The organism is Sporosarcina sp. P18a (assembly GCF_002743135.1).
GTDB lineage: Bacteria > Bacillota > Bacilli > Bacillales_A > Planococcaceae > Sporosarcina.
Window position 1 is genome coordinate 1,489,442 of record NZ_PDYQ01000001.1, and the last position, 23,249, is coordinate 1,512,690.

A 23,249-nucleotide genomic window follows, 5' to 3' on the forward strand; every position below is an offset into this window, starting at 1 on the left:
TTTTTTGTTATATTTTATGATCGATTAATAATCCAATGAAGTCTCTCATGGCTGCATGTATGTCGAGCAATTTTTTTGGCGGTATTTCACGCACTACCTCTTCTGTTTCAGGGTCCACGATCGTTACGTAATATTCATTCAGCTGTTCGTGAAATTTAAATCGTAACTGGACATTCGCACTTTCGAGGAATTTATTCATACCATCCGTTAATTCTTTCGCCTCACTCTTCGACAACTCCACTTGTAGTTCTGGTGTCATCTGTTGAGTTGGTTGACCAATGGGCTGAATACTTGGAACTTCACTTCTGTTTTCAACAGTCCCACTCGCATAAGATGTTTGCACTGGTTGGGTTGCGGGGCCTTCGCCAATTCGGTTGACCATGCTGGTCCCCCCCGTCTTTAATGAACAATCGTTACGTATAGTATCGGATTGAAATACGCGATGTTGAGCATAGCTCCAGTTTTTTCTTCTATAGATTCATAGCGATTGTATTTTTACGTTGCGGATGTTGTATAAAAATTCTTACCACTTCTATTATTATGCAAATAAATATTTATCACGTTATGAAAAACAGACTATTAGATTAGTCAAAAGTACTGTATGATAAGAATAATCTATAAGAGTAAAGGAGCATACATCCATGTTTCATTCCATCAAAACGAAAATGATCCTTCTTGTCCTCGTGCTTGTTGCTGGCGGGGTCCTGACAATGACGGGAATTAGTAGCTGGTTAGTCAAAGAACGGACAGAGAAAAATCTTACAGAATCGAGCAGTACATTGCTAAATGAAATGAGTGCTTCCATTGAAGCGGATTTGCAGCAATACAGTAAAGGGTTAGATTTGCTGACCGATTCATCAGACTATACGAATGCGACCGCCACAAGCGGTGAGGCAGACGTTGCGAAAGCACTTACTCACACATTGGAGACGTACCCTGACGTATCTAGTACGTATCTTAGCTTTGCGACAAAAGAAACGATGATTCGTCCTTACGTGGATTTGACAGACTTCGATCCGACTACACGTGAATGGTATCAAAAGGCAGTAGCAGAAACAGATCGCGTACACTGGACCAAACCGTATATTGACGCAGCGACAGGTAACTTCATTATTAGTGCTTCAAAAGCCGTGATGAACGGCAACCAACTAGTTGGTGTGGTAGGCATTGATATTCAATTATCCACCATGTCAGAAGATATCTCAGCGACAGCTATCCCCCATGGCGGTTATGCATTCATTCTCGATTCAGAAGGGACAGCTATCGCCCATCCTTCACTCGTCGGAAAGAATCTCATGGATCGTGACTATGTAGCCGAAATGTACAAAAAGACAGCTGGCCACCATACATTCGAGCAAGATGATGTCAAAAAGGTGGACATGTTCACAACGATTCCGAACTTTGACTGGAAACTCGGGGTCATTTACGATGAGAAAAACATGCAATCTCTCGCAGCCGGTTTACGAAACGTCATGATCATTGCGGCTATCGTGACACTGGCGATACTGGCGATCATTCTATTCATTTTCATCAGCCGAATATTGAAGCCTATTTTCCGTTTACAAGAGACCGTGCAGCAAGTAGCGGACGGTGATTTAACGGTCAGAGCCAACATCCAATCCACGGATGAAATTGGGGAACTGGCTACAGGTTTTGATAAGATGCTTGACCACATGAACAGTTTGATTACGACCGTTACACATTCCGCCTCCAATGTACTGGCGAGTTCACAAAACTTGAGTGCAGTATCCGAAGAAACCAATGCGACAAGTGAAGAAATCGCGAGTGCTTTGGCGGAAATTACGCGAGGCGTTGTGGAGTCTGCAGACAATGCGGAAACCGTGACGACTCGTGCGGAGTTATTGAATCAGCAAATTCAAGAAGCCAATGATACGGCCAGCGAAATGGCAAGTTTGGCAACAGAAGCCGTAACATTCAACGCAGATGGGCGCGCACAGATGAGTATTTTAAGCTCCTCCTTCAATAACTGGAATCAAGACTTGCAACAAATGGGCACGATGATCGGCTCATTAGAAGATAAAGTGAAAGCGATCAGTTCCGTCATTGACGCCATCACATCGATCTCTTCCCAGACCAATTTACTCGCGTTAAACGCTAGTATTGAGGCAGCGAGAGCCGGTGAACACGGTAAAGGCTTTGCAGTCGTAGCAAACGAAGTCCGTCAGTTGGCAGAGCAGTCTGCGAAATCTGCGGAACAAGTACGTTCTACGATTCAGGAACTGCAAAACGGCACACAACATGTCATTGAGCAAATGGACAATACGCGGAATACATTTGAACGACAAAGTACAGTCGTACAAGATACGGAAGGTATTTTCGAAAGTATTTCTAGTTTCATCGGCGATATGCAATCCCGGATTAATCAATTCACTATGGCTCTTCAAGAAATGGACGTGCATAAAAACGATGTCTCTGCGCAAATTCAAATTTTACTATCCACAACAGAAGAATCTGCAGCTGCTTGTGAAGAAGTGAGTGCCTCTTCAGATGAACAACTCCACGCAATTGGTTCTGTTGCCGAAGCGGCTGAAGCACTGACTCAGTTGAGTGAAGACCTTAGTAATGCCGTGGAACGATTCAAAATCTAACAAGATCCGCCTTTCCTTCTCTAAGGATTGGCGGATTTTTTTATAAAAGCCAAGGCACTCTGAGAATCTTTGCATAGAATAAGGGTAGTTCCACATTTGGAGGTGAAATCAATATGGGAGAATCAGTTAAAGGATCCGGATACGATGGAGGCTTCGGCTTTGCAATGATCGTTGTTCTGTTTATCTTATTGATCATTGTCGGCGCAGGATTTATGGGTTACGGTTGCTAATTACCAAAGAAATGGAGGTGGAGACATGTTTGGATTCGGTGGATATGGATACGGTGGTGGCGGTTACGGAGGATCCGGTTGTGATACTGGTGGCTCTGGTGAATCTTACCGCTCATGCGGTAACGGATTCGCATTGATTGTTGTTCTATTTATCTTACTCATTATTGTAGGCGCTGCTTGCCTATAATATGTTAAAAAGAAACCTGTCGATTTTTCGACAGGTTTCTTCGTTTTCTTTACACAACGATGAACATATAGGAAATATAGCCGATATCAAGTTAGGCACACTATAGCATCACACATCTTAGAAGGAGCTGAACACCACATGTTACGGTCAATTAAAACAAAAATCATCTTAACCGCTATCATTTTATTCATTCTCGGCATTTCATTCATGACATGGATGACAAACGAGCAAGCGAAGAAACAATCCCTAGCCAATGCCATTGATTCCAGTAATGCTATCGTCAATGAAATGAGTTTTGGAATTTATCATTTTATGGACAAGTATGAAAAAGGATTGGCATTGCTCGCAACGACCGATACAGTGACTAAATTTGTCGGTGAAAATGGCAAGGACGTATCCGTTAAAGAATTAGAGGAACGTTTGGGCAATTTCTTGTCCATGTACCCAAGTACGGATGCCGTCTATTATTCATTGACATCTAAATTTACTGTTATCAAACCGAATGATGATTTAACGGATTATGATCCAACGACTAGGAATTGGTATAAATTAGCGCAACAACATCCAGACGAAGTGCAATGGACGGAACCGTATTTAGACGATACGACCAATCAGTTTGTCATCACTGCTTCGAAAGCCATTATGCTAGACGGCACGTTTATCGGTGCTCTCGGCCTGGATATGGAACTAGCCGCTCTAACAGACCAAATAGCGAGTCGTGATATCGGCTATAACGGATATCCAGTGTTGCTCGATGATCAAGGACTGGCTATCGTGCATCCTTCCAAATCAGGAACCGATGTAACAAACGAAGCGCACTTCAAAAAATTGTATGATGCAGACAACGGTGTAATCCAATACACCGATGATCACGGTATCGACAAGCGCAATATCTATACGACAATTCCCGACTTTAACTGGAAAGTTGGAGCCGTTTTTGAAGAACGCAATCTGAGCGCGATGGCGCATTCATTACGCAACTCCATGCTTCTTATTGCACTCCTTACGTTGATTCTCACATTCGTCGGTCTATTTATCGCCATCAGCCGTATGTTGAAGCCACTCGATACAGTCAAAGAATTGATGGCTAAAGTATCTGGCGGAGATCTGACAGTACGTTCAGATAACCAAAGTGCAGATGAAATTGGTGAACTGAGTCGCGACTTCAATCATATGGTGCAAAATATGAACAATATCATTACAGTCGTCCATACATCAGCAGACCATGTCCGTTCGAATTCCGAAAGCCTAAGTGCCGTCTCAGAAGAAACCAGTGCCGCAAGCAATGAAGTCGCCATGGCTGTTGGGGAAATTGCACAAGGTGCCGCTAAATCTGCAGAAGACGCAGAAACTGTGACTGAACGCATCGACCTGCTTAGCCAGGAAATCAATGAAATTCAAGAAAAATCGCAAGTGATGCTGGATATCTCCACACAAACCGGTATTCAAAACTCCAATGGTCAGCAACAAATGCATGCACTGAAGACTTCCTTTACGACAACGGGTAAAACGCTAGAAGAGATGTCCCACGATATACATTCACTCGCGAGTAAAGTACAAGCAATCGGTAGTGTCATGGAAACGATTATGAACATTTCAAAACAAACCAATCTCTTGGCTCTAAACGCAAGCATTGAAGCAGCTAGAGCCGGCGAGCACGGCAATGGATTCGCAGTCGTAGCAGAAGAAGTCCGCACACTGGCTGAACAATCCGCACGTGCCACAGACGATGTCAAGGTGACAATAGAAGAATTACAAAAAGAATCACATATCGTATCTGAACAAATGCAACAAACGATCCACATATTCCGCGACCAAGGCATAGTTGTCGAAGATACGGAAAATACGTTTGAAGAACTGTCTTCACTCATGGACACGATGCAAGAATCCATCCATATAGTATCCGATGAAATTCGCCTGATCGCTACGCATAAAGACGACGTGTCGTTGACCGTGGAAACCATGTCCGCCACATCACAAGAAACCGCAGCGGCCTGCGAAGAAGTCAGCGCATCCTCAGAAGAACAACTTCGCGCCATCCAGTCGGTAACAGAAGCCGCCGAAACATTGACTGAACTTAGCGAGCAGCTAACAGAAGTCATTGCACAATTTAAAATGTAAGTGATTTAAGAGAAGATCCCCGGTATGTGGGATCTTCTTTTTTTCGTGTGTGCGTTCTGTTAAACGTGGTATACGATCATACTCTGCGCACGAACGCTCCATCAAACTACACATTCGCCACCTACCCTAAATCCACCCTTTCCACTAACCAAAAACAACCAAATCTATTCAACTTCATCCAGTAAAAGCATTTGCTTTCCCCTAACCAAAGCATACGCTTCACCCCAGACATAACTACAACATGACGATTCGATATCCCCTTCAAAACTTCCTATTATATAAATACCCAGGGAATCCAATGTGTCGTGCACGGCCTGAAGAGGTCGCTTTTATGGAAAAGAGTCAGAATGAAAACTTTGAACAACTAATGGAACAATACGAACCTATGATTTCAGCCGTCATCAGAAAACTAAACATTTACCGTGATTTCGACAACTTCCGTCAAACCGGACGCATCGCACTGTTTCATGCGTGGACACGCTTTGATGAAACGAAAGGAAATTTCACGCCCTTCGCCTATCGTTCCATCTATGGCGCTATGCTCGACGACCTAAAAAAAGAAAGTCGATTCAGCGAAGTCAACACATCAGTCGAAACCGAAACGTTAGAACACCTAACACAAAACCACTTTACCGAAGATCCTGACAACGAACTACATGACATCATCACTGCACTCCCGACAAGCGAGCGCGAACTGCTCATCCATCTTTACGTAGAAAACAAAACCCAAGCTGAATGCGCCACTCACTTCAGCATTACAGTTTCCGGAATCAAAAAACGTCGGGAAAAACTACTAAAGAAATTAAAAGACCAACTAACTACTAAAAGAAATATTGACGTATAAACAAAAGCAAGAGCACCCTATACGGGTAGCTCTTGCTTTTGTTCGCTCTATTGATCGTGTTTTTGACTTTATACGTTATTTTAAAACGTTACATGACAATTCCAGTTCAACCTATGTAGAATGCGGCACCTCACCCTACGTCAGCCCTTCCACTTCCGAAACCCACGGCGTTGCGCAAAACGCGCACAAGACGAACAAACTTTTATCTTCTTATCATTCGGCAAATAATATCCCTGATAGACAGACGTTCGTTTCTTGCAATATTCACACTTCGGCTTAAAGAAATCAAACAACATACTCTTCCCTCCTGACCGCTCATGAACAGAGTCCCTAACCAAACGATTCATTATTACACTGATTATACCACCCCGCCTACCAAAACAGTGAACATTTCACAAAACGATTCGACAAAAAAAGCGCTCCTCCAATGAGGAACGCTATGTATATTTTTATTTACTCATCCGTGATCTCATAATTCCCACGCTTGTGATTCTTTCGGATCAAATACGTTTTATACCCCTTCTTCTCACCGAGCGCCATTTGCGTGAACCTGGCCGTCAATCCATTCTTTAACATACAGGTCCGCTGGTATCTTTTCTGGAACACTGAAAAACTACAGTTTACAGTGAACACATTGCCATCACGGAATATCACTTTTGTATGTTCTTTATCGAACGGTAAGAACGTCAATATGTGTGACAATGAAAACCACACGCATTCAGTACTTGAAGGTGAATTACTTGGAAACCAATACATATCCAATCGCTCATTGACCATCACAGGTGTCATATGTATTCTGCCCATCAACGCCTTACCACCGTCGATTCCGCCACGCAAACTCGTCCCGTAAAACTGCATACTCAAGTCCACTACCTCAGTTGGACTTTTATCCACCCGTACAAAATCACCGCTTTTTAGTAACACCGCACATAACTTTCCCTCATCGTCATAATACGGATATACCATACTCGTCCCTGGTGAAATCACTGACTTTGTTTCTTCATCCATACCCCATTATCCCCCTTTTAATAGAAACTCCTTTCGGTTAGTGGAATAAAGGGGTATACTAACGATATGTTGGTATAACCAGCTAGTAAATCCTCGAGTCTGTCTCCCATGACATGAAGCACTCGGGGATTTTCTCTATCCACTACGTGATGCAATCATTTCTCACCTCCTTTCAGACGTATACGTTGACGCACTAAAAACAGGCCAATAAATATAACTTTAGTTATCGACCTGCATTCATTCATTTTTAAAGATAGTAAGCGTTTACATAGCGAACTGCATACAAAGTACCTGTCTTAAGGACTAGTATATAGCACTACATTGTTTCCGTCTACCATAATTTCCATTATTCAGATTTTATTGTTGGATTGTTGTATCATTTGACATATTATGTATTAAAATAATGAATTCTGTAGTGGCATTACGTTCAGTATGTGTGGTGAATTAAATTACATATCAAGACGTTATGCGGTTTTGGCAAGGACGTAAGTGGGGTTAGCTGTAGAACCGCGCTATTAACATCGAACACCGCGCATTGACTCTTCGGAACCGCGCTATTCTCCAATCAAACCGCGCCATACTGCTCCAACACCGCGCTATTAACGCTGAACACCGCGCATTAACCCTTGCGAACCGCGCTATTCACTAATCAAACCGCGCCATTCCACAATTATTCACTGCCATCCACAATCAAAAAAGTTCTCAACCGACAACTAGTCGAGTTGAGAACTTTTTACCTTACAAAACACTAAGCTCTGAATCCTACTGATCACTAATGAACATACAACCTGGAGAATGTGTGATCATAATGGCCGGCTTACTGTGCATAGCTACGGCCTGCGGAGTGACGCCACACGCCCAGAATACGGGGATCTCGCCTTCATTGATCGTCACCGCATCGCCAAAATCCGGCGCGGAAATATCGTCTATTCCAATCAAACTGGGATCACCGAGATGAATGGGTGCCCCGTGAACGTCTGGGAAACGAGTCGTAATTTGAATCGCTCGAATCGCGTCTTGCGCATTCATTGGTCGCATGCTGACTACGGTCGGCCCTTCAAAAACACCCGACTTTGTACATGCAATAGACGTCTTATACATCGGGACATTGCGATTTTCTTCGATATGCCGAATAGGAATTCCGCCCGCGAGTAACGGTGCTTCAAACGTGAAACTACATCCGATTAAAAAGCCGACCATATCGTCTTCCCAGTAATCTGTGATATCGTTCACTTCTTCGGTCAACACACCGTCTCTATAGATGCGGTAACTCGGTAGATCACTGCGAATGTCTGCATCCTTCGCGATCTTAGCCGGACGATACGACCCCGGTTCTGTGATGTCTAGTAGTGGACAAGACTTGGGATTGCGTTGGCAAAACAGTAGGAAATCAAGCGCATGCTCTTGTTTTAATATGACCAAATTCGCTTGCGTAAATCCTGTGGCCATGCCAGACGTCTGCCCTGTAACTTTTTGCTCTCGGATCAACTTCCGAACTTCTTGCGCATTCATGGAACGATACTCTTCCATCCATAAAACCTCCTATGCATTAGGTAAAGAGTAATGGGATCTGTTCAATCAACGTCATAACACCTAACACGCCCATTATGACCACGACGATCGCCCCGCCAATCGTGAGCCACAGTGGATGTTTGTATTCCCCAACAATATTCTTCTTATACGCCGCAACGAGCAACGTACCGAGTGCTAGTGGCAGAATCAATGCATTCAGTGCCCCTACCAACAATAGAATCGTGACTGGCTTTCCAACAAATGCGAACGTCGCAGTCGAAATGACAATGAATAAAATAATGATCCAGTTGTGATACTTTTCAATGAGTGGGTGGAAGGATCGGATGAACGAAACTGAAGTGTATGCTGCACCTACAACAGACGTGATAGCTGCTACCCACATGATGACTCCGAACAATCGTAAGCCAAGTTCTCCTGCTCCAAGTTGGAACACAGACGCAGGTGGATTGTCTGGATCAATCTGCAATCCTTGCGCAACGATACCGAGTACTGCTAAGAATAATGCCACTCGAATGATTCCCGTGACCGCAATACCTGTGACGGAACTTCTCGTGACAAACGGAACAGAATCAATTCCTTTAACTCCCGCATCTAGCAAACGGTGTCCACCTGCGAACGTAATGTAGCCACCAACTGTACCGCCAACCAACGTGACGATCGCAAAGAAGCTAATTTCAGAAGGATTAAACGTTCGGACGATGGCTTCCCCGACTGGTGGAGAGGTCTTGAACGCGACAAATACGACCAAAATAATCATGATCACACCCGCCACAGCCACGACTTTGTCCATCACCTTACCCGCTTCTTTTACCATAAAGATCAAAATTGCAAAGACCGCACTGATGACCGCGCCCATGATGGGATCGATGCCAACCATCGCGTTAAGCCCTAAACCTGCACCCGCCACGTTTCCAATATTGAACGCAAGACCTCCTACGACAATGAGGAAAGCGAGGACGAAACCTAGACCAGGTAGCACTTTATTGGCAATTTCTTGTCCACGTAAGCCGGACACCGCGATAACTCTCCAAATATTCATTTGGGCAAAAACATCTAAAATTAATGAAATTAAAATAACAAAACCGAAACTTGCTGCGAGCTGCTCTGTAAATACAGTAGTCTGTGTTAAAAAACCGGGCCCGACAGACGAAGTCGCCATCAGGAAGGCGGCGCCAAGTAAGACGCCACGCGTTACCTTTTTCTGTTCCTGCTCATGAGTAAGTCCTAACTTCTCATTTTTCATAAGGAATCCTCCCTGTCAGTAATAGCGGTAATCGTGATCCCTTCACCGCTTAACCGGTCTGTAATGTATTTCGCGAACTCCACTGCGTGCTCACCATCTCCATGAATGCAAATGGTATCTGCTCGTAGCGCGACATCGGTCTGTTGCTGAGAACGCACTTTTCCTTCTTTTACCATCATAATGACTTGCTCAGCAGACTTTTCTTGATCGGTAATCATCGCATCCTCTTGCGAACGCGAAGTGAGCATGCCGTTTGATTGATACGTACGGTCAGCGAATACTTCATGTGCCGTCACAAGTCCAATCGCTTCTCCAGCTCTTGACAATTCACTATCCGCAAGCGCGAACAGTACAAGGTCTGGCGATACATCATAGACGGCCTTTGCGATCGCTTCGGCAATGCCTTGATCTCTTGACGCCATCTGATAGAGCGCGCCATGCGGCTTAACATGCTGCATCGGTTCTTGATGTACAGCCAAAAACGCTTGCAAGGCACCAATTTGATAGACGACCATGTCATACGCCTCTTGAGGAGTAATGTTCATATCTCTTCGCCCGAATCCAACTAAATCCGGTAACCCCGGATGCGCACCGATTCGTACTCCATTATCGATCGCAAGCTGTACCGTCTCCCGCATCACGGAAGGATCTCCTGCGTGGAATCCGCACGCTATATTAGCAGACGTGACATATTTCAAAATTTCTTTTTGTTCTCCTAATGTATAGCGGCCAAAACTTTCTCCCAAATCACTATTCAAATCTACTGTTGCCATGTATATGACCTCCTTTATTTTTCACAATGAATTCATCCGCCAACGATAAGTAAGCGTTTGCACACCAAGTAGTTCCGAAATTCGAAACTTAGGTTTTGAACTTGAAACTTAGTCTATCACAAAAATCTTTTGTTGAATAGACCATTGTCTAAATATGGTGAGTATTTTCATTAACTGAATAATATGCTTGTATTTTCTTTTTAGAAATCTATAATAGAACTACGATTCGTTTTTCAGAATAAAGGTTTCGAATTTTGGAATTTGAAGGAGATGTTACGATGAATGAACAGAAATCTCTCGATATCAACGCACTTGGCGATTCTGCCATTATGATAAAATTAGGCGAAGGCATCCATCCTGCTGTTCACCAGCAAGTAAAAAACCTGTCTTTCCTTTTAGATGAATATCCATTTGACGGATTCATTGAGTCGGTTCCGGCTTATAATAGCTTGGCAGTATACTACTCTCCATATTTGGTGTATCAATCAACGCATGGATTTCAAATAGACGGCACGCCTATAGAAAAAGTCATCGATTATATGAATACACTAGCTATCCAAATGTCCGATCTTCCCGTTACAGAAGGAAGTTTAGTAGAGATTCCCGTTCTGTACGGTGGTGAATTCGGTCCCGATCTTCAAATCGTAGCGGACACGCATAATATGTCGATTGAAGAAGTCATTGAGATTCATACGACTCCTGAGTATCTTGTGTATATGATCGGCTTCGCACCCGGTTTTCCGTTTCTAGGTGGCCTTGATGAACGAATTGCGACCCCGCGAAAGTTAACACCACGGACATCGATTCCTCCAGGCTCTGTAGGAATTGCAGGCAAACAAACAGGTGTCTATCCACTTGAAACGCCGGGCGGCTGGCAAATTATCGGACGTACACCAACGGAACTATTCGTACCGGACATGTCCCCCCCCTCTTTATTGCAGTCGGGAGATAATATAAAGTTTTATCCGATAACACAAAAAGAGTATGATGAACAAAAGAAGGTGACGACATGTCAGTAAACGTATTGAATGCCGGGCTTTTGACTACTATACAAGATATCGGGCGGACCGGTTCGCAAAAATTCGGTGTGCTTGTAAGCGGTGCCATGGACAGTTATTCGATGCGGGTCGCGAACCTCCTTGTGGGCAATGAGGAACGAGAAGGTGTTTTCGAAATCACGTTATTTGGAACGATGCTACAGTTTGAAGAAGATACATTGATCGCCATTACGGGTGGAGATCTTCAAACAACGATTGACGGGATACCGGTTGCGAATTGGCGGCCTCTTATTGTCAAAAAAGGCTCCATACTGAAATTTGGCTTTGCGATTGAAGGTTGCCGAGCGTATTTAGCAATTGCCGGAGGAATCGACATACCGGTTGTGATGGGAAGTAAAAGTACGTATCTAGTGGCGGGAATTGGTGGATTTAAAGGAAGAGCACTGCAGCAAAACGATCACCTTTCATTCGGTCAATTGACAGAATCAAACAATAAAGTCTTCACATCGATCAAACAACTGGGCACGCCAGACTGGGCTGTACCTCATCATCTGTTAATAAGTCTGGCCTCCACACAAACTATTCGAATAATTGAAGGCACTGAATATCAGCACTTTGACGATGCGAGTAAACAACGACTGGTAAGTGAGCCGTATGTCGTCACGCCGCAATCTAATCGAATGGGCTTACGACTCGAAGGACAGGCGCTTTCGTTAACCGAAAAACTCGAACTCCTATCAGAAGGCGTGACGTTCGGTACGATTCAAATCCCCCCTAACGGCAAGCCGATTATTTTAATGGCGGACAGACAAACTGCTGGCGGCTATCCGAAAATCGGACAAGTCATTACCGCCGACTTAGGTAGTTTATCGCAAGTGAAACCTAACGCGAAACTCTATTTCAAGCTCATCACCCATGCAGAGGCAGAGCGTGAACTTATCGTGAAAGAAGAGCTGATCCATCAAATCAAAATCGGCATACAGCAGAAACTTCAGTAGTAAAGCAAAAAACCTTGCATTTCAGTATCACTCTACTAAAATGCAAGGTTCCATTCATCCTGTATACCCAAGCTGCCTAGAAATTTCCAAGGCAGCTTCTTTTACTTTGGGAACAAGTATTTTCAAATTCTCTTCTTGATAATTCGCTTCAATACCCGCGACACTAATCCCCGCAATGACATCACCGCTAAAATCAAAGATCGGCGCCGCCACAGCAGAAGTGAAATTCTCAAGCTCCGAATGACTAAGTGTATAGCCATTTTGTCGCGTTTCATTAATTGACGCAAGCAGCAATTCCCGATCCGTTAAGGTCCCATTCGCAAACGGCTGTAATTCCGTTTTCTCCAAATACTCGGCGATATAGCGATCAGACAAGTTAGATAAAATAATTCTCGAACAGGCGCCTGCATAGAGCGGACTACTCCTACCAATCGCCGTATACAAACGAACCTTCTGGTAGGTATCGATCTTCTCCACATAAATCGCCTGATCCTCTTGGCGAACAATCAAATTAATCGCTTCCTTCACATCATTGTGAAGCTCTTCCATAATCGGATAGGCGATCTTCCGAATATCCAACCGTTTTGATACTAAACTACCGTATTTCAATAGCAATAGACCGAGACGATACTGTGAATCCGTCCCCTTCTCGAGGAACTTCATTTCTTCGAGCGAGGACAGCATACGATAGACGGATGATTTCGGAATACCGGATAGGTCGATGATTTCTTGGAATGTGAGCGCTGGGTGATCAACGAAAAGGTTAAGTATGTCTAAGGAACGGACGACTGTTTTGTTGTTTGTGCTCATGTTGGCTCCTTTCCGATGAATTATCTAGGTCGATTAGTAGGTTTAGGATGAAAACTTGTATGGTTGATTATAGCATTGAAGTGAAATGTTGCCTAGATGATACCCAGAGACTCGTACTATTGGAGTTTTTCTAAAAGTAAGAACTTACTGGAGGAAATCGCTAAACCGAATACCATCCATCAAACACGTTTTATTATTAGATAATCTTTCTAATACACAAGTTGATAACGCAATAATTTTGCTAGCGAATGGCAGTCTTATTAGCAAACCTATTTATTAACATTCTAATAATGCTTAAAAGCAACTTCATGCGTATTAAATTAAGTGCAGAATTGAATAGCGTTTATGGTACTTTCTTATGTATATCTAACTTTATTAAAGCTTTCTTTGATAACTTATTTCAATAGTTGCAATATGCCTTGTGTCATTTGATTAGCTTGCACAGACATAGCCTGTGAAGCCTGTAACAGAATTTGTTGATTCGTAAGCTTTGTAATTTCGCCCGACATATCCAAGTCACGTATACGTGATTCGGCACCCGATATGTTTAATTCATAATTTGATACATTATTAAATGTATGCTCTAATCTATTTTGATACGTTCCGACTGACGCCCTTGCGCTTGAGATTGCACTTATTGCATCATCAATTTCAGTTATGGCTGCATTCGCGTCATTACGAGTTAGTATCGAAATATTTTCTATGGCTAATTCCTTGATTGTTAGATTTGGTATATCAAGAATAATACTTTGACCTGCATTGCTTCCCACTTGAATATTTAACCTAAGTACTTTATCCTTCTCTATTGTCTCCCCGTGGACTGTAGGTTCAAATCTTCCATGTCCGCCAGTCGTAGGGAACTTTGTACCTGCATATAGAGATCTATCATCATGTATATATAATTTCGTCCCATCAAAGCCTAATTTAGAAAAATGAGTAACAAATGCTGTAGCAGTGCTTGGTAATGAAGCATTGTCTGGTAATGAGTCACTTGAATTTTTATCAGGAATAAACTCAAAATCATCTTGTCCATAAGCAGTACTAATTACCTTACTTACTAAATCGCTTCCATTTTCAATCTGAGTTATATCTACTTCCATTACAGGATTTGTACTGTCAAGTCTCGTTGTATCGGGATTTCCATCTACAAATTTAATACTGTACGCTATATGACAAGTTGGACAAGTGTAGTGAACACCTTTTCCTGCTAAACTTTTGACATCATTCACAGTATTTAAATTACTAAAATCTATTACTGCGCTAGCATAATCAATACCATCTATAGTGTAAGTATCATTTATACCACCAGTACTCGTAATACTTTGAACAACATCAGCTAAAGAATTTGATGGTCCTGAACTTCCACCGCCAGCAGTATTCCCAGCAAGTAATTTAATACCATTAAATTCTGTATTATTGGAGATAACATCTACTTCTTTAATAATTTGCAATAACTCATTCTGCATAGCGTTTCGATCTTCATCCGTATTTGTATCATTAGAAGATTGCACAGACAACTCTCTCGCTCTTTGTAATAAACTTTGCATCTCTCCCATTGCTCCCTCTGCAACTTGTATTAAAGAAATGCCATCCGTGATATTCTGCTTCGCTTTTTCTAGCCCACGGATCTGTCCTCGCATTTTCTCTGAAATTGCTAGTCCCGAAGAATCATCAGCAGCTTGATTTATTCGCATCCCTGATGATAATTTCGCAATAGAATCAGTGGTGGTTTGACTATTCCGCTGTTGATTTCTATAAGAATTAATTGCAGATAGATTATGATTAATTATCAATATATTCATCTCCGATTCACAAAAATATCACAATTAAAAGTATAAAAATTATACTCTTATAGTTAATAGTACTCCAATGCCAATTTTAGTATAATAGTATCATAAAAGAGAATAATAATGTAAATAGATTTCAAATTATTTATTAATAGTAGTACATGTTATGTAAAGACTTTAAGTGCTACCGCAGTGTCTTGATTCATCAACTCCTTTGGATATTATTAAACCCCAAGAAAATACATTGCTTTCTCCTCTCTAATGCTTCAAGTTGTAACTTTCGCTATATAGTCTATATTTTATTTTGCATAAAGGTGGACATAACCATATTCTGTTCATTTTCTTTAACGACCCGTGTTAGCACAGTTAATTCCCATGCTATACTAGTACTTATTGTTTTAAAAAAGGAGTCCTTCTATATGCCATACGACGTACTATTATTCGATCTAGACGATACTTTATTCGACTTTGCCGAAACAGAAAAACATGCACTCGGCAATACATTTAACACATTCGGACTACCAAACGGCTTGGAAGCGTACCGGGACACATACCGCGCGATCAGCTCCGTTATCTGGGACGACCTCGAGCAAGGACGCATCACACTAGAAGAATTAAAAGTAGAACGTTTCCGTCGGTTATTCACACAGCACGAACTACAACTTGATGCTTCTCACTTTGGAGAACTATACATCGAAAATCTAGGCTTCGAATCACATTTGATTGACGGCGTAGAAGAGATGATTTCGAAGCTATCTAATTACCGATTGGCGATCTTAACGAACGGTTTCACCATCGCCCAACACGCACGCATAGCCGGCTCTCCTTTACGCGATACGTTCGAAGCGATTATCGCTTCTGAAGAAACTGGCTACAAAAAGCCGCAGCCTGAGATTTTTGACTATACATTTCAGAAACTAGGTATTACAGATCCTTCACGTGTACTGATGATTGGTGATTCGTTGACTTCCGACATACAAGGTGGAATCAACGCGGGTATTGATACGTGCTGGTTCAATCCAGACCGACGCGAAAACAACACAGGAATTCAGCCGACATTTGAAATTCATTCATGGGCAGAATTCAGCTTCGGACGCAAGACAGTGCTAAACAACTGACTTGTAACTAATCACAGCTAAACCCTCCAACACCTTTCGTTGGAGGGTTTAGTCATGTATTGAACGGAGTATGGTTTTTGATGCCTGTCAACCGTTGAAAAACAAGTGCTTGGCATGATGAAATGTATGCCTATCTCCCCTACGTTTTCTGATTAGTATTTATAACACTAAATATCGATTTGAAAGCGCATACATATTCAACTAACATATCGCATTATATAGAAGTAATCCACCCCCTACTCAATCCGTTACTGTAAACAGTTTTCTTTCACCACGTCTTCTTCCGGCAAAATAATCTTATACGGAATAGGCGACGACAAGACAATAGAAGTCGTTAACGAACCGAATGGTATGAGTCGGTCGATCAACTCGCTCATTTTGGCCATGCTAGACGTAGCAGCTTTTAAGATATAATTTGTCGTTCCGGTCACACGGTGACATTCAAGAATCGACGTTTCTCCTTTTATTTGTTCCTCAAAATCAGCGGGTTTCTTTTTCAACTCACTCACTTGGATGAATAGTAATATATCCAGGCCGAGTGCTTGCAATGAAAGGCGCGCAGTGAAATCTTCTATAATACCTTTCTCCTGCAGACGCGCGATACGCTCCGAAACACTTGGGCGGCTAAGAGATAATTGTTTGGATAGTTCGCTGATCGTGACTCGACTGTTTTCCTGCAAAAGTGCCAATAATTTAATGTCTGTTATGTTCAAAAAACACACCTCTTTCCAAAATGAAGGATAAATGCATTAAAGTCGTTCAAAATTGTGTCTTTTTTGTGAAATCTACTTTTTTCTGATATGTAATTAAAGTATATCTTACTCTATTATTAAGTCAAAGGGAATCTAACAGAAGAAGGAGGGACAGAATGGACCACATGTATCCCAAAAACATATGGATAAATATTTTTTCACTCACAAATGTAAGCGATTTCAAAAGATCGAAATCCTTCACAACGAAAATTATAAAACAAAAGGAACGTGACGCATGCATACACATAATCAGTGGTCTTCTAAATTAGGATTTATTTTAGCAGCGGCAGGCTCAGCTATCGGTTTAGGCGCAATATGGAAATTCCCTTATGTAGCAGGCACTAGTGGCGGTGGAGCTTTTTTATTGATCTTTTTACTCTTTACTTTTCTGATCGGACTCCCCCTTCTACTGGGTGAATTCATTATTGGACGGAGCACGCAAAAAGACGCGATTGATTCCTATAAAACCGTCGCACCGGGTACATCTTGGCACTTGATTGGAAGACTAGGAATTGTTACATGTTTCATCCTTCTATCTTTTTACAGCGTGGTGGGCGGTTGGGTACTCATCTACATTTGGAAAGCTGCAACTGGCAGTCTGAGCGGTCTAACGCAGACGGACTATGGAGATTTATTTGGCAACATCGTATCCAGTCCCTACACAAGTGTAGGCGCGCAGCTTCTATTCATGGTGATGACAACATTTGTTATCGCAAAAGGCGTGACAAGCGGGATTGAAAAGGCCAGTAAATACATGATGCCCGCACTGTTCGTGTTGTTTATCATCTTGACGATACGTTCATTCACTCTCGACGGAGCGATGGCGGGCGTCAGCTTTTTCCTAAAACCGAATTTCGGTAATATTACTTCCGAAACTATTTTGTTTGCGATGGGGCAATCATTCTTCGCGCTTAGTATCGGTGTTTCTGTAATGGTGACGTATAGTTCGTATTTATCTAAAAAGGAAAGTTTGCCGCAGTCTGCTATTTCCATCGTATTGATGAACTTGCTCGTGGCCATTCTAGCGGGGTTGGTTATTTTCCCAGCGGTCTTTGCATTCGGTCTTGAACCGGACGCGGGTCCCACGTTACTCTTTAACGTCATGCCTACTATTTTCGGGCAACTTCCGTTTGGCACATTGTTCTTCCTAGCATTCCTGATTTTGTTCTTGTTCGCTGCGCTGACTTCCGCATTTTCTATGCTGGAAATTATTGTGTCGGCCACTTCCAAAGGAGATGACGAGAAGAGGAAAAAGTATGCCTGGATGATTGGAGCGGCCATCTTTATTGTCGGTATTCCATCCGCATTATCGTACGGTGTACTATCAGACTTTACAATTTTCGGTATGATTCTGTTTGATGCGTTCGACTATTTAGTAAGTAATATTCTAATGCCGCTCGGTGCGTTGTTGATCGCTATATTCATCCCATTAAAAATACCGAAAGAGCGGCTCTATGAGGAATTGAAAGCCGGCTCCAACATCAGCAAAAAAATCTTTTCTGGCTGGTTTTTATTGATCCGTTACCTCGCACCGGTAGCTATTTTAATTGTCTTTGCAGATGTGCTCGGACTACTAGACTTCTTGAAATAAATAGATCGATTGCTGATACTTTTTACTAGTTAACAGCAATAAAATTAGAGGGGGAAATTATTTTGGTGACATTAGAACAAACTTTACAAGACGACAAGGCAAGTGTATTGGATAAAATGGTCGAGCACGAACAAATTCTATTTTGTCATGATAAAGCAACCGGGCTTCAGGCTATCATAGCTGTCCACGATACGACGATGGGGCCTGCACTTGGCGGATGCCGCATGGCGCCGTATAAAACGATGGATCTCGCATTACAAGATGTTCTTCGCCTGTCTAAAGGAATGACATATAAATGCGCGGCAGCTGATGTAGACTTCGGTGGCGGTAAATCTGTCATCATCGGAGATCCGTTAAAAGATAAAACGCCTGAGAAATTCCGTGCTTTCGGACAATTCATCGAATCATTGAACGGACGCTTCTATACAGGGACAGACATGGGCACGACGCTTGAGGACTTCGTGCACGCAATGAAAGAAACAAACTACATCGTCGGCAAGCCCGTTGAATACGGTGGTGGCGGAGACTCGTCCATCCCTACTGCACTCGGCGTCTTCTATGGTATCAAAGCGACAAACCAGACGTTGTTTGGTGACGACAAAGTAGAAGGCAGAACATACAGTATCCAAGGTCTTGGAAAAGTAGGGTATAAAGTAGCTGAACATATACTACATGAAGGCGGAAACGTGATCGTCACAGATATTAATGAACAGGCCATTGCAGATATTCAGAAGCTCGGTGGTAGCGCCGTCAAAACTGTATCAAGCGATGAGATTTACAGCCAGCAGTCAGACATTTTTGTTCCTTGCGCATTCGGTGGCGTGATCAATGACGACACGCTGAGCGTATTGAAAGTCCGTGGAATCTCGGGCTCCGCAAACAACCAGCTCGCGGAAAGTCGCCACGGCGAACTGCTCCGTGAAAAAGGCATTTTGTACGCACCGGACTATATCGTCAATGGCGGTGGTCTGATCCAAGTGGCAGATGAACTGTACGGAACGAATCCTGCACGTGTACTCGCCAAAACGCAAAACATCTATAACTCACTACTTGAAGTATTCAATCAGGCGGAACAGGATCATATTACGACTGCCACTGCCGCAGACCGAATGTGCGAAAAGCGTATTGAAGATGCGAAGAACCGCAACAGCTTCTTCACGCAGTCCAACAGACCGAAATGGAATTTTCATCGGTAATAAAAATAGCTAAATGAGGTGAAAGATTCATGGAAGAACTATATCCAATTACTCAATATGTGAATGAAGAAGGGAAATTCTCGGATGATTCCATTAAAGGAGACATCTCAACCGAATTAGTTCATACATTTTACTATAATATGCTACGAATCAGAACGTTTGACCGCAAAGCGAAGAGCCTACAGCGTCAAGGCAGACTTGGAACGTATGCCCTATTCGAAGGACAGGAGGCGGCACAAGTAGGAAGCGCTCTTTCCTTGGAAATAGACGACTGGGTGTTTCCTACCTATCGTGATCACGGCGCCCTGTTGACGTTCGGCGCGAATATGCCGAACGTGTTGCTCTACTGGAACGGGCGCACAGAAGGTAATGTGCATCCTGGCCGCAATATCTTCCCTCCAGCCGTTCCCATTGCCACACAGCTCCCGCATGCAGCAGGTGCAGCGTGGGCAGATAAGCGTAAAGGCAATAACCATGTTTCGATCGCCTATTTTGGTGACGGGGCGACATCTGAAGGAGACTTTCACGAAGGCATGAACTTTGCCAGTGTCTTCAAGTTACCTGTCGTGTTCTTTAACCAGAACAACGGCTATGCCATCTCGACGTCAATTGAGAAGCAAATGAACTCCAAAACCATCGCGCAGAAAAGTGTCGCATACGGCATGCCCGGTATCCGCATTGATGGAAACGATATTTTTGCCGTGTATTTTGAAACGAAAAAAGCATTCGACAGAGCGAGAAACGGTGGCGGACCGACGTTAATTGAAGCCGTTACTCAGCGATTCGGTGCCCATACCACAGCGGACGATCCAACGAAATACCGCGATCAAAACGAAGTCGAATCCACACGCGATCAATTAGATCCCCTGCTGCGCTTAGAACGTTTCATGAAAGAACAAAAATACTGGGACGAAAAATGGGTGCAAGAAATCAGTACACAGATCCATGAGGAAATTGAAAAAGCAGTCGTGGATATGGAAAACTTCCCGAAAGCGAATGTAGAAGATTTATTCGACCATGTATTTGAAGAACTGCCATGGCCACTACAGGAGCAGAAAGAACAATATCTACAATCAGTAAGGAGTGGACAATAATGAATCCAGTTACTGAAAAACCAGCAGGTGAAACAACTAAAACGACACAGTCATTAACGCTTGTACAGGCGGTAACAGATGCACTCGGTACGATGCTTGCTGAAGACGACCGTGTCATGCTGCTCGGAGAAGACATCGGGAAAAACGGTGGCGTATTCCGCGCAACCGAAGGCCTTCAAGAAAAATTCGGTGAAGATCGTGTCATTGACACACCGCTAAGTGAAGCCGGCATTGTCGGTGCTTCAGTTGGGCTAGCAGTCAACGGAATGATTCCGATCGTGGAAATACAATTTCTCGGTTTTATTTATCCAGCATACGAACAAATTGCTACACATGTGACCCGAGTTAGAATGCGGACGATGAGCAAATATACGGTGCCGATGGTCATTCGTGCGCCGTACGGGGCGGGAGTGCGCGCACCCGAAATTCATTCAGACAGTCCGGAATCCCTTTTTACACATATGCCAGGCATTAAAGTCGTCTGTCCTTCATCTCCTGCCGACGCCAAAGGTTTGCTCATCGCGGCGATTAAAGATCCCGACCCGGTATTGTTCATGGAGCCGATGCGTTTATATCGCGCTTTCCGTGAAGATGTTCCGGAAGAGATGTATGAAATCGAAATCGGCAAAGGGAAGAAAGTTGCGGAAGGTGATGATGTAACCGTCATCGCTTGGGGCGCCATGGTGTCTGTCGCGAAGAAAGCGGCTGAAAAAGCGAAAGCTAGAGGGATTCAATGTGACGTAATTGATATGCGCACGCTATTCCCTCTCGATAAAGACATCATATCAGAATCTGTACAAAAAACGGGCCGCGTAGTCGTCGTACATGAAGCACATGAAACGACTGGCGTCGGAAACGATATTTTATCTATTATTAATAAATATTCATTCTTATATATGAAAGCACCAATTGAAAAAGTAACGGGATTTGATGTCCCGGTTCCCTTCTTCGCACTGGAAGATGATTATCTACCCACTACCAAACGTATAGATGAAGCAATCGAAAAAGTCTATACATTCTAAGGAGGTTTCCACATTGTTAGAAGTAAAACTGCATGATATAGGAGAAGGAATGACGGAAGCCGAGATTCTTCACTATCTTGTGAAACCCGGTGACTCCGTTGTGGCGGATCAAGCCCTTGTAGAAGTACAAACAGATAAAATGGTCGCGGAATTACCGTCTCCCGCAACGGGAATTGTAAAAGAACTATTAATCGACACTGCCTCTACGGTTGATGTAGGTACGACGATCTTATTGATAGAAGTAGAAAATGATTCTAGGCGGGCCGGGAAAGCCACGGCTACCAAGACGGCCCTAGCTGAAACAAAGAAGCCCGCCGCCACAATCTTTAAAGGCCCTCACCGGGTCATGGCAGCTCCGTACACACGGAAAATTGCCAGAGAAAACGGCGTGGACATTACACAGGTCAACGGAACGGGTCCTGCAGGTCGTATTTTAGAAGTGGATGTTTACCGCTTCATGGAAGAAGGAAGCAACCAAACTTCCGCGGTGCTGGAAACTGCAGCAACAGATACTTTGCAATCCACTCCTGCTGCTATAGCAACACCAGCAGTAGCGGAGACGATACCTTTCACAGGCATTCGTAAGCAAATCGCAAAGAAAATGACCCAGTCATTGACAACGATTCCGCATGTTACACATTTCGAGGAAATCGATATGACGAATCTCTTTGCGCTGCGCGAGGAACTAAAAGCCGAAGGTGCCTCAATTTCTGCAGTGGCATTTTTCATCAAGGCATTGGTCGTAGCATTGAAAGACTTCCCTGTTTTCAACGCGAAGCTGGATGAAGAAAATGGAGTCATCATTCTGGAAAAAGACTATCATATCGGACTCGCTGTTGATTCCACACTCGGACTGATTGTGCCCGTTTTGAAAAATGCTCACAAGAAAACGTTGCTAGAAGTCAACACTGAAATGAAAGAGCTGAATGAAAAAGCACGGCTCGGTACATTGTCAGGTAATGAAATGCGCGGTGGCACCATGACGATCACGAACGTCGGACCGCTCGGAAGTACAGGAGCGACGCCAATTATTAACCATCCTGAAACAGCGATTATCGCATTCCATAAAACAAAGAAATGCGCAGTGGTCACGGATGATGACGAAATAGTTATCCGATCGATGATGAATATTTCCATGTCATTTGACCACCGAGTAGCGGATGGCGCAACGGCAGTAGCCTTTACAAATCGCTTTGCGGAATTAATTGAACATCCTAAAAAGCTTTGGTTGGAGTTGATATAATTAGTAGTAGGTGAAATTATCCAAGTAGTAACGAATCACTGTTAGTAGCTGTCGAAAGCTTGGCTGGAGAGGCAATCCACATGGCACCGATG

General features: G+C 43.2%; 21 protein-coding genes. 13 read left to right on the forward strand and 8 right to left on the reverse strand.

Annotated elements, in window-relative coordinates:
• Positions 1-7: 7 nt before the first annotated feature.
• Positions 8-382, reverse strand: coding sequence for a flagellar protein FlaG (gene flaG, locus CSV75_RS07525; protein WP_099631070.1), 375 nt, complete (start codon positions 380-382; stop codon positions 8-10).
• A 259-nt stretch (positions 383-641) separates the two neighbouring features.
• Between flaG and CSV75_RS07530 the strand changes: the two genes are divergently transcribed.
• From CSV75_RS07530 to CSV75_RS07550, 5 genes are all read left to right on the forward strand, one after another.
• Positions 642-2,609 carry a methyl-accepting chemotaxis protein gene (locus tag CSV75_RS07530; RefSeq protein WP_099675275.1) on the forward strand — a complete coding sequence of 656 codons (1,968 nt, stop codon included), beginning with the start codon at positions 642-644 and terminating at the stop codon, positions 2,607-2,609.
• Positions 2,610-2,722: 113 nt separating this feature from the next.
• Positions 2,723-2,839, forward strand: coding sequence for a YjcZ family sporulation protein (locus CSV75_RS07535; RefSeq protein WP_099631072.1), 117 nt, complete (start codon positions 2,723-2,725; stop codon positions 2,837-2,839).
• Between the two features lie 25 nt (positions 2,840-2,864).
• The gene (locus tag CSV75_RS07540; protein ID WP_099673819.1) at positions 2,865-3,026 is read left to right on the forward strand and encodes a YjcZ family sporulation protein; all 162 of its coding nucleotides are present in this window, start codon (positions 2,865-2,867) and stop codon (positions 3,024-3,026) included.
• A gap of 138 nt (positions 3,027-3,164) precedes the next feature.
• Positions 3,165-5,147 (forward strand): methyl-accepting chemotaxis protein, encoded by a 1,983-nt coding sequence (locus CSV75_RS07545; RefSeq protein ID WP_099675276.1) that lies wholly within the window; start codon positions 3,165-3,167, stop codon positions 5,145-5,147.
• A 331-nt stretch (positions 5,148-5,478) separates the two neighbouring features.
• Positions 5,479-5,991, forward strand: a complete 513-nt coding sequence (locus CSV75_RS07550) for a sigma-70 family RNA polymerase sigma factor (RefSeq protein WP_099675277.1) — start codon at positions 5,479-5,481, stop codon at positions 5,989-5,991.
• A gap of 453 nt (positions 5,992-6,444) precedes the next feature.
• Here CSV75_RS07550 and CSV75_RS07555 read toward each other — a convergent pair whose 3' ends face one another.
• From CSV75_RS07555 to CSV75_RS07570, 4 genes are all read right to left on the reverse strand, one after another.
• Entirely contained in the window at positions 6,445-6,999 is a 555-nt protein-coding gene (locus tag CSV75_RS07555; RefSeq protein ID WP_099675278.1) for a competence protein ComK, read from the reverse strand.
• A 762-nt stretch (positions 7,000-7,761) separates the two neighbouring features.
• A complete protein-coding gene (locus CSV75_RS07560) occupies positions 7,762-8,529 on the reverse strand; it encodes a putative hydro-lyase (protein WP_099675279.1) in 768 nt (255 codons plus the stop codon).
• A 19-nt stretch (positions 8,530-8,548) separates the two neighbouring features.
• On the reverse strand, positions 8,549-9,775 hold the full coding sequence (locus CSV75_RS07565; protein WP_099675280.1) for an NRAMP family divalent metal transporter: 1,227 nt from the start codon (positions 9,773-9,775) through the stop codon (positions 8,549-8,551).
• On the reverse strand, positions 9,772-10,548 hold the full coding sequence (locus CSV75_RS07570) for a LamB/YcsF family protein (RefSeq protein WP_099675281.1): 777 nt from the start codon (positions 10,546-10,548) through the stop codon (positions 9,772-9,774). The genes CSV75_RS07565 and CSV75_RS07570 overlap by 4 nt, the downstream gene beginning before the upstream one ends.
• A 278-nt stretch (positions 10,549-10,826) precedes the next feature.
• On the opposite strand from CSV75_RS07570, the gene pxpB reads away from it, so the two are divergent.
• Together pxpB and CSV75_RS07580 are read left to right on the forward strand one after the other, a co-directional pair.
• Positions 10,827-11,567 carry a 5-oxoprolinase subunit PxpB gene (gene pxpB, locus CSV75_RS07575; RefSeq protein ID WP_099675282.1) on the forward strand — a complete coding sequence of 247 codons (741 nt, stop codon included), beginning with the start codon at positions 10,827-10,829 and terminating at the stop codon, positions 11,565-11,567.
• Positions 11,558-12,544: a 5-oxoprolinase subunit C family protein gene (locus CSV75_RS07580; protein WP_099675283.1), complete on the forward strand. Its 987-nt coding sequence runs from the start codon at positions 11,558-11,560 to the stop codon at positions 12,542-12,544. The genes pxpB and CSV75_RS07580 overlap by 10 nt, the downstream gene beginning before the upstream one ends.
• 54 nt (positions 12,545-12,598) lie before the next feature.
• Here CSV75_RS07580 and CSV75_RS07585 read toward each other — a convergent pair whose 3' ends face one another.
• Positions 12,599-13,354 carry an IclR family transcriptional regulator gene (locus CSV75_RS07585; protein WP_099675284.1) on the reverse strand — a complete coding sequence of 252 codons (756 nt, stop codon included), beginning with the start codon at positions 13,352-13,354 and terminating at the stop codon, positions 12,599-12,601.
• Positions 13,355-13,749: 395 nt separating this feature from the next.
• Positions 13,750-15,147 carry a flagellin gene (locus tag CSV75_RS07590; protein WP_158231624.1) on the reverse strand — a complete coding sequence of 466 codons (1,398 nt, stop codon included), beginning with the start codon at positions 15,145-15,147 and terminating at the stop codon, positions 13,750-13,752.
• Between the two features lie 413 nt (positions 15,148-15,560).
• Between CSV75_RS07590 and CSV75_RS07595 the strand changes: the two genes are divergently transcribed.
• The gene (locus CSV75_RS07595; protein ID WP_099675286.1) at positions 15,561-16,259 is read left to right on the forward strand and encodes a YjjG family noncanonical pyrimidine nucleotidase; all 699 of its coding nucleotides are present in this window, start codon (positions 15,561-15,563) and stop codon (positions 16,257-16,259) included.
• 248 nt (positions 16,260-16,507) lie between these two features.
• Here the strand turns inward: CSV75_RS07595 and CSV75_RS07600 are convergent, their stop codons facing one another.
• The gene (locus tag CSV75_RS07600) at positions 16,508-16,972 is read right to left on the reverse strand and encodes an Lrp/AsnC family transcriptional regulator (protein ID WP_099675287.1); all 465 of its coding nucleotides are present in this window, start codon (positions 16,970-16,972) and stop codon (positions 16,508-16,510) included.
• Between the two features lie 274 nt (positions 16,973-17,246).
• Here CSV75_RS07600 and CSV75_RS07605 point away from each other — a divergent pair, with 274 nt between their 5' ends.
• From CSV75_RS07605 to CSV75_RS07625, 5 genes are all read left to right on the forward strand, one after another.
• Positions 17,247-18,602, forward strand: a complete 1,356-nt coding sequence (locus CSV75_RS07605; RefSeq protein ID WP_099675288.1) for a sodium-dependent transporter — start codon at positions 17,247-17,249, stop codon at positions 18,600-18,602.
• Positions 18,603-18,718: 116 nt separating this feature from the next.
• The gene (locus CSV75_RS07610) at positions 18,719-19,798 is read left to right on the forward strand and encodes a Glu/Leu/Phe/Val dehydrogenase dimerization domain-containing protein (protein WP_099675359.1); all 1,080 of its coding nucleotides are present in this window, start codon (positions 18,719-18,721) and stop codon (positions 19,796-19,798) included.
• A 29-nt stretch (positions 19,799-19,827) separates the two neighbouring features.
• Positions 19,828-20,892 (forward strand): pyruvate dehydrogenase (acetyl-transferring) E1 component subunit alpha, encoded by a 1,065-nt coding sequence (pdhA, locus tag CSV75_RS07615; protein WP_099675289.1) that lies wholly within the window; start codon positions 19,828-19,830, stop codon positions 20,890-20,892.
• A complete protein-coding gene (locus CSV75_RS07620) occupies positions 20,892-21,914 on the forward strand; it encodes an alpha-ketoacid dehydrogenase subunit beta (RefSeq protein ID WP_099675290.1) in 1,023 nt (340 codons plus the stop codon). The genes pdhA and CSV75_RS07620 overlap by 1 nt, the downstream gene beginning before the upstream one ends.
• A 13-nt stretch (positions 21,915-21,927) precedes the next feature.
• Entirely contained in the window at positions 21,928-23,157 is a 1,230-nt protein-coding gene (locus tag CSV75_RS07625; RefSeq protein WP_199171307.1) for a dihydrolipoamide acetyltransferase family protein, read from the forward strand.
• Positions 23,158-23,249 lie beyond the last annotated feature (92 nt).

Bases quoted from the DNA above. Each gene is read 5' to 3' on its own strand.
- CSV75_RS07540 (WP_099673819.1), top strand. From the start codon at position 2,865: ATGTTTGGATTCGGTGGATATGGATACGGTGGTGGCGGTTACGGAGGA.
- pdhA (WP_099675289.1), top strand. From the start codon at position 19,828: ATGGAAGAACTATATCCAATTACTCAATATGTGAATGAAGAAGGGAAA.
- CSV75_RS07580 (WP_099675283.1), top strand. From the start codon at position 11,558: ATGTCAGTAAACGTATTGAATGCCGGGCTTTTGACTACTATACAAGAT.
- CSV75_RS07610 (WP_099675359.1), top strand. From the start codon at position 18,719: ATGGTCGAGCACGAACAAATTCTATTTTGTCATGATAAAGCAACCGGG.
- CSV75_RS07565 (WP_099675280.1), bottom strand. From the start codon at position 9,775: ATGAAAAATGAGAAGTTAGGACTTACTCATGAGCAGGAACAGAAAAAG.
- CSV75_RS07585 (WP_099675284.1), bottom strand. From the start codon at position 13,354: ATGAGCACAAACAACAAAACAGTCGTCCGTTCCTTAGACATACTTAAC.
- CSV75_RS07545 (WP_099675276.1), top strand. From the start codon at position 3,165: ATGTTACGGTCAATTAAAACAAAAATCATCTTAACCGCTATCATTTTA.
- flaG (WP_099631070.1), bottom strand. From the start codon at position 382: ATGGTCAACCGAATTGGCGAAGGCCCCGCAACCCAACCAGTGCAAACA.
- CSV75_RS07595 (WP_099675286.1), top strand. From the start codon at position 15,561: ATGCCATACGACGTACTATTATTCGATCTAGACGATACTTTATTCGAC.
- CSV75_RS07605 (WP_099675288.1), top strand. From the start codon at position 17,247: ATGCATACACATAATCAGTGGTCTTCTAAATTAGGATTTATTTTAGCA.
- CSV75_RS07550 (WP_099675277.1), top strand. From the start codon at position 5,479: ATGGAAAAGAGTCAGAATGAAAACTTTGAACAACTAATGGAACAATAC.
- CSV75_RS07560 (WP_099675279.1), bottom strand. From the start codon at position 8,529: ATGGAAGAGTATCGTTCCATGAATGCGCAAGAAGTTCGGAAGTTGATC.
- CSV75_RS07620 (WP_099675290.1), top strand. From the start codon at position 20,892: ATGAATCCAGTTACTGAAAAACCAGCAGGTGAAACAACTAAAACGACA.
- pxpB (WP_099675282.1), top strand. From the start codon at position 10,827: ATGAATGAACAGAAATCTCTCGATATCAACGCACTTGGCGATTCTGCC.
- CSV75_RS07555 (WP_099675278.1), bottom strand. From the start codon at position 6,999: ATGGATGAAGAAACAAAGTCAGTGATTTCACCAGGGACGAGTATGGTA.
- CSV75_RS07535 (WP_099631072.1), top strand. From the start codon at position 2,723: ATGGGAGAATCAGTTAAAGGATCCGGATACGATGGAGGCTTCGGCTTT.
- CSV75_RS07530 (WP_099675275.1), top strand. From the start codon at position 642: ATGTTTCATTCCATCAAAACGAAAATGATCCTTCTTGTCCTCGTGCTT.
- CSV75_RS07570 (WP_099675281.1), bottom strand. From the start codon at position 10,548: ATGGCAACAGTAGATTTGAATAGTGATTTGGGAGAAAGTTTTGGCCGC.